The sequence below is a fragment of the Mesorhizobium sp. M7A.F.Ca.MR.362.00.0.0 genome, assembly GCF_004023175.1.
In the GTDB taxonomy this organism is placed as follows: domain Bacteria; phylum Pseudomonadota; class Alphaproteobacteria; order Rhizobiales; family Rhizobiaceae; genus Mesorhizobium.
In genome coordinates this window covers 1-5,313 of record NZ_RZTF01000421.1, presented here as the reverse complement: position 1 = coordinate 5,313, position 5,313 = coordinate 1, and the positions used below count along the sequence as shown (strand labels likewise).

6 protein-coding genes and 1 riboswitch are annotated in these 5,313 nt (G+C 60.5%); of the genes, 4 read left to right on the top strand and 2 right to left on the bottom strand.

What is annotated here, in order from left to right:
- The coding region (locus tag EOC06_RS31875) for a histidinol-phosphate transaminase (protein ID WP_128309656.1) at positions 1–521 on the bottom strand (521 nt) is incomplete at its 3' end.
- 136 nt (positions 522–657) lie between these two features.
- Positions 658–735, top strand: a riboswitch (SAM riboswitch).
- Positions 736–849: 114 nt separating this feature from the next.
- Here EOC06_RS31875 and EOC06_RS31870 point away from each other — a divergent pair.
- Both EOC06_RS31870 and metW read left to right on the top strand, forming a co-directional pair.
- Entirely contained in the window at positions 850–2,019 is a 1,170-nt protein-coding gene (locus tag EOC06_RS31870; RefSeq protein ID WP_013529386.1) for a homoserine O-acetyltransferase, read from the top strand.
- A 58-nt stretch (positions 2,020–2,077) separates the two neighbouring features.
- Entirely contained in the window at positions 2,078–2,695 is a 618-nt protein-coding gene (gene metW / locus EOC06_RS31865) for a methionine biosynthesis protein MetW (RefSeq protein ID WP_127268377.1), read from the top strand.
- A gap of 7 nt (positions 2,696–2,702) precedes the next feature.
- Here the strand turns inward: metW and EOC06_RS31860 are convergent, their stop codons facing one another.
- Positions 2,703–3,023, bottom strand: a complete 321-nt coding sequence (locus EOC06_RS31860) for a DUF1330 domain-containing protein (RefSeq protein WP_127268376.1) — start codon at positions 3,021–3,023, stop codon at positions 2,703–2,705.
- Between the two features lie 327 nt (positions 3,024–3,350).
- Here EOC06_RS31860 and EOC06_RS31855 point away from each other — a divergent pair, with 327 nt between their 5' ends.
- Positions 3,351–4,307: a glycosyltransferase gene (locus tag EOC06_RS31855; RefSeq protein WP_245470262.1), complete on the top strand. Its 957-nt coding sequence runs from the start codon at positions 3,351–3,353 to the stop codon at positions 4,305–4,307.
- A gap of 15 nt (positions 4,308–4,322) precedes the next feature.
- Positions 4,323–5,258 (top strand): glycosyltransferase family 2 protein, encoded by a 936-nt coding sequence (locus EOC06_RS31850; RefSeq protein WP_128309654.1) that lies wholly within the window; start codon positions 4,323–4,325, stop codon positions 5,256–5,258.
- Positions 5,259–5,313 lie beyond the last annotated feature (55 nt).

Here is a 5,313-nt window from a genome sequence, read left to right as displayed (position 1 = left end):
GGCACATAGGTGCCGGTCGGGTTGTTGGGATTGGCCAGGAACACGATCTTGGTGCGCAGCGTGACCGCGGCCAGGATGGCGTCGATGTCGGCGCGCTCGTTTCTTTCCTTGATCGTCACCGGAACGGCACCCGCCGACTGGATGTAGATCTTGTAGACCATGAAGGCGTGTTCGGTGATGACGGCCTCGTCGCCGGGCGCCAGATAGGTCTGCGCCAGCAGGCCGAGAATCTCGTCGGAACCGTTGGAACAGATGATGTTCTGCGGGTTAAGGCCATGCACCTCGGCGATCGCTTCGCGCAGCCGCCTGGCGGTGCCGTCGGGATAGATGTCGAGCTTGCCGGCAATCTCGCGCGCGGCTTCGATCGCTTTCGGCGAGGGCCCTAGCGGATTCTCGTTTGATGACAGCTTGTGGACCTTGGCGACGCCGGCGGGCGCCGTGCTCTTGCCCGGCACATAGGCGTCGATGTCCATGATGCCCGCACGCGGGGTTGGACGTGCCTGGTCCGGTGTCTGGCTCATGTCGCAAAATCCGTCGAGAACGCTTCCTGAGGGAAGCCGCAGCGGAAATACAAGCCGTGGCCTGCAATGTCGAGAGGCGACAGCCATCGCCCAGGGCTGGCCGTTGACGACTGCGCGCCACAGCCCTAGAAGGGGTGCGAACTTCCGTGGTGATTTGGCCGGTCGGCTTGCAGCCACGTTAAACAACTTGCTAAAGGGCCGTTTGCATCCTGTAACCGGCTTTGCGACTGCAATGCCGGTTTTTTGTTGTCCGCCCCGGCCGGACACCCGTATCGGCATCGACTTTCGACAAGCGCGATGCGTGGGCTCAAAGTGTGAGATGGATGTCATGGCCGTTCTGCGTGCCCGCAAAACCAACAACGAGGTCGACCAACCGTCGAGCCCGGTTTTGCGTTTTGGATCCGACAAGCCGCTCAAGCTGGACGCTGGCACGCTGCTTTCACCGTTCCAGATCGCCTACCAGACCTACGGCACGCTGAACGATGCCCGCTCCAACGCCATCCTCGTCTGCCATGCACTGACCGGAGACCAGCACGTCGCCAGCACCAATCCGGTGACCGGCAAGCCTGGCTGGTGGGAAGTGCTGATCGGCCCCGGCAAGATCATCGATACCAATCGCTTCTTCGTCATCTGCTCCAACGTCATCGGCGGTTGCCTTGGGTCCACCGGCCCGGCCTCGACCAACCCCGCCACCGGCAAGCCCTATGGGCTTGACCTGCCCATTATCACCATTCGCGACATGGTGCGGGCGCAGCAGATGCTGATCGACCATTTCGGCATCGAAAAATTGTTCTGCGTGCTCGGCGGCTCGATGGGCGGCATGCAGGTGCTGGAATGGGCGTCGAGCTATCCGGAGCGCGTGTTCTCGGCGCTGCCGATCGCCACCGGCGCGCGCCATTCCTCGCAGAACATCGCCTTCCATGAGGTTGGCCGCCAGGCTGTCATGGCCGATCCGGACTGGCATGGCGGCAAATATTTCGAGCACGGCAAACGCCCGGAAAAGGGCCTGGCGGTAGCGCGCATGGCCGCCCACATCACTTACCTGTCGGAAGCCGCCCTGCACCGCAAGTTCGGCCGCAATCTGCAGGATCGCGAAGCGCTGACCTTCGGCTTTGACGCCGACTTCCAGATCGAAAGCTATCTGCGCCACCAGGGCATGACCTTCGTCGATCGCTTCGACGCCAATTCCTACCTCTACATGACGCGGTCGATGGACTATTTCGACCTTGCCGCCGACCATGGCGGCCGGCTGGCCGATGCTTTTGCCGGCACGAAAACCCGCTTCTGCCTGGTGTCGTTCACCTCGGACTGGCTTTTTCCGACCGAGGAGAGCCGCTCGATCGTGCATGCGCTCAACGCCGCCGGAGCATCGGTATCCTTCGTCGAGATCGAGACCGACCGCGGCCACGACGCATTCCTGCTCGACGAGCCGGAACTGTTTGCCGCCATCAACGGCTTCATCGGCTCGGCCGCCAGGGCGAGAGGGCTCAGCGCATGACCCCCGAAAATAGCAGGCTTTTCGGGTCGGGATCATGCGCCAGGCAGGAGGCGAAGCCATGAGCGTCAACCGCGACCAGCGCGTCGACCTTGAAGTCGTCGCCAACCTCATCCCACCACAGTCGCGCGTGCTCGATGTCGGCTCGGGCGACGGCTCGCTGCTCGAATTGCTGCAGGACAGCAAGCAGGTCGACGGCCGTGGGCTCGAGCTGTCGCAGCGCGGCGTCAACGAATGCGTGGCGCGCGGCCTCTCGGTCATCCAGGGCGATGCCGACAAGGATCTCGAATTCTATCCCGACAAGGGCTTTGACTTCGTCGTCCTCTCGCAGACGCTGCAGGCCACCCGCAACCCGAAGCTGGTGCTCGACGAACTGCTAAGGATCGGCAATCGCGCCATCGTCTCCTTCCCCAATTTCGGCCATTGGCGTGTGCGTCTGTCACTGTTCGTCAACGGCCGCATGCCGGTGACCAAGGACCTGCCCTATTCCTGGTACGACACGCCCAACATCCACTTCTGCACCATCCGCGACTTCGTCAATCTGTGCGACGAGCTCGGCGCGACCGTCGAGAAGGCAACTGCTCTCGACGCCAACGGCCAGAAGATCGGCCTGTCGATGCCGTGGTGGTTCTGGAACTTCTTCGGCCAGCAGGCAGTGTTCTTGCTGAAACGGCAGTAGCCGCAAGCTATTCGAGGATGTCCGTGGCCTTGTGCGGATGTTCGACGCCGTCAGCAAACACCACGTCGGCCTCCGAATTGTCCGTGCGCAGCGCCAGAATCGCTTGATAGGCGGGCGAATTGTACCAGCCATGCACATGCTGCCTGTCGGGAAATTCGATGATGATCAGATGGCCCGGCCAGTTGTTCTCGATCACCTCGACATCGCCGCCATGGACCAGAAAACGGCCGCCGAAAGGTTCCAGCGTGGCATCGATCTTGTGCAGGTATTCGACGATCTGCGGGCCCATCGTGGCTTGGCGCATATGGGCGACGGCGTAAGCGGTCATAAGTGCACTCCCTTTCAATCGAAGCCGATTGCCGGCTCCGCAGGCACAGATTGCCAAGGGTCGTGACAGAATTCGATTACCCCAAAAGTAATAAGAATGAGATGAGGCGATCAAGACGAATCGGCCTGCGCGATCCTGAGGCGGTTTCAAGTCTCCGGCCCTCAGGGTGTTGCCGTTGAGACGCAAGGTTGCGAATTCGTGGTTGCGGACGGATTGAACTCTGCAACCAGATGATGACACGGGAGCATGTTTTTCGTAGCGTCATGCCGGACGCGATGCCGAGCGAAGCACGGAGCGGGGAACCTGACCTATTCGATCGTTGTCGAAATGGAAAACGCCAAGTCCATCAATGAAGATGAGATCGGCGTTTCGTTCAGTGCTTTGGCACGGGAAATAGAAGCCGTGACGACAACCGGTCAATACATAAAACCGGAGGTCATCGTCGTTCACAGCGGACCAGATACCGACACACCGATTCTCCGGCATCGTCTCACCGAAATTGTTCCGCAACTTGGCATGGCAGCAAATACGGTCTTCAGCGCCTGCACAGGCGGCCGGTATTATGAGGTCAAGAACGCAGGCGCCGCGTTGGCCAAGGGCGACATCGTCATTTTCTGCGATTCCGATACAGTGATCGAAGACGGCTGGCTGTCGGCACTTCTCAAACCGCTCCAGGATCCGAAGACGATCGCCGTGAACGGTTACACCTATCTCGGCTGTGACGATTTCGCTTCGCGGACCTTTGCGCTTCTGTGGTTCTTCCCGCTGCGTGATGGTGATCGACGCTTTGCCTCCAAGCGCGCGATGAACGCCAACAATTGCGCCTTCCGCAGAAGCTGGTTAGCCGGCCATCCCTTTCCGGCCAGCAATGGATTCAAGGTTTCTTGCACGTTGCTCGCCAGCCAGTTACGAGCAAGCGGGCATGATTTTGTCAGAGTCGATGCCCGGGCCAGCCATTATCCTCCGCGCGGTTGGCGCTTTTTCTTTTGGCGTGCCCTGGTCACCGGGCGCGATGCGGACCGGAAATATGTGGCGCTGGCATCGCCATCCCAAGCCGCGCGAGTGCTGAAGGCGACAAGACGTTGGTTTTCGACGTCCTGGAAAGTGGGCGGGCGTATTCTGACGCATGCAACTCGGCTCGGAATGCCGGCATGGCAGATCCCGTTTGCACTGATCGTCGGATTGGCCTTTTGCGCGCTGGTTTTTTGTGCACAAGCGGCCATGGCCCTTGGGCTGGTTCGGGACGAGGTTGAAAACGTGCCCCTCTACGTGGGACATAGCTGAAGCACTATGGTCAAAATGGGCAAAACCATCGAACCGACACCTCTCATCACGGTCATTACGCCGACCCACAACCGACGCGAAACGGTGTTGCGCGCCGTGGAAAGCGTACTCTCCCAGAGCATGTCGAGGCTTGAGCACATTGTCGTCGACGATGGTTCGACCGATGGGACCGAATCGGCGCTGGCCCGCATCCAGGACCCGCGGCTGATCTATGTCGGGGCGAAATGGCGAGGCGCCAACGCAGCCAGGAATGCCGGCATCGAGCGCGCGCGGGCACCGTTGGTGACGTTCCTCGATTCCGACGACATCTACATGCCGCACCGGCTTGAACGAACCCTGACCTGGTTCGAGGAAAATCCTGCACTGCAAGTGCTGATCAGTTCGTTCGTGTCCCTGAAAGGCAATCGCATCACAAACTGCGTCAACCCCGAGGCGTTCGTGAGCCCCGCAATGCTGGAGCGGACGCTGGTTGGGCAGACCATCTTCATTGCCGGCTCCGCGATCACGGCTCGCCGCGAAGCCTTGCTGGCCATCGGCGGCTACGACAGCGACATCACCCGCATGCAGGATCGCGAATTGCTGCTGCGCCTTGCGCGGCGCTTCGGTGCGCAGTTGTCCAGGGATCTGGACTGGACGAAATACAATTCGGAGAACTCGATTTCCGGCCGCCGTGACGGCTATGTCGAGGCCTATGCGAACCTGATGGGCAAACATCCGCATATTGCCCATGCCTACCCGCACATTCCGCCTTACATGATCTCGCGGCAGCTCATCGCCGACATCCTGCGAGGCAGGATACCGGAGGCATTTCAGGGCTACATGGCCAACCGTTCATCCAAAACGCTTGGCTATTCGCTGCCGGAATTGATGCAAGGCTATGTCCATGGCCGGCGCTGGCGCCGCGATCTCTCCAACGAGTTTCGCAATCAATTTGGTGCCCGGCCCGCTTAACCGAGAGGGATTCCGGGAAATTGTGGAACGGTTTTCCCTCCGGATCGCGTTAACC

Coding starts and splice junctions, on each gene's coding strand:
- EOC06_RS31855 (WP_245470262.1), top strand. CDS start 3,351: ATGGAAAACGCCAAGTCCATCAATGAAGATGAGATCGGCGTTTCGTTC.
- EOC06_RS31860 (WP_127268376.1), bottom strand. CDS start 3,023: ATGACCGCTTACGCCGTCGCCCATATGCGCCAAGCCACGATGGGCCCG.
- metW (WP_127268377.1), top strand. CDS start 2,078: ATGAGCGTCAACCGCGACCAGCGCGTCGACCTTGAAGTCGTCGCCAAC.
- EOC06_RS31870 (WP_013529386.1), top strand. CDS start 850: ATGGCCGTTCTGCGTGCCCGCAAAACCAACAACGAGGTCGACCAACCG.
- EOC06_RS31850 (WP_128309654.1), top strand. CDS start 4,323: ATGGGCAAAACCATCGAACCGACACCTCTCATCACGGTCATTACGCCG.